The sequence below is a fragment of the Streptomyces boncukensis genome (assembly GCF_011045075.1).
Taxonomy (GTDB): Bacteria; Actinomycetota; Actinomycetes; order Streptomycetales; family Streptomycetaceae; genus Streptomyces; species Streptomyces boncukensis.
In genome coordinates this window covers 1-622 of the sequence record NZ_JAAKZZ010001085.1, presented here as the reverse complement: position 1 = coordinate 622, position 622 = coordinate 1, and the positions used below count along the sequence as shown (strand labels likewise).

At 75.1% G+C, this 622-nt stretch carries 1 protein-coding gene; it reads left to right on the top strand.

Features of this window, described 5'->3' with window-relative positions; genetic code table 11:
• The coding region (locus G5C65_RS38065) for a DUF6531 domain-containing protein (RefSeq protein ID WP_241266362.1) at positions 1-622 on the top strand (622 nt) is incomplete at both ends.

Here is a 622-nt window from a genome sequence, read left to right as displayed (position 1 = left end):
ATGCGCTGACGGGCGGGGCGGGCAAGGCGGGCGGTACGGCGCGGCGGGCCGCGCGGGCGGCGGAACGGGCCCGGCCCGGACGCGAGGGCGTACGCGAGCCGAACGACGTCGGCCGTACGCCCGACCACAAGTCGACGGGTGAGGATCCGATCGACTTCGCGACCGGCCGGATGCTGATGCCGCAGACGGATGTCGCGCTGCCCGGGGTGCTGCCGCTCGTCTTCCAGCGGCAGTTCGAGTCGTCCTACCGGGCGGGCCGGTGGTTCGGCCCGGCCTGGTCGAGCACGCTCGACCAGCGCCTGGAGACCGACGCGGAAGGCGTCGTCTACCACGGCGAGCACACCCTCCTGCTGGCCTTCCCGCACGCCGAGCCGGGCGTCCCCGTCCTCCCGGCGGCGGGCCCGCGCTGGGAGCTGACGCGCCGGCCCGACGGCTCCTACACCCTCACCGACCCGGAGTCGGGCCGGGTGCACCACTTCACGGGCGGCGGGGAGTGCGAGGAGACGGCGCTGCTGGCCGAAGTGGCGGACCGCAACGGCAACCGGATCACCTTCGACTACGACGAGGAGGGCACGCCGCTCGGCGTCGTCCACTCGGGCGGCTACCGCCTCCGCGTCGAGAC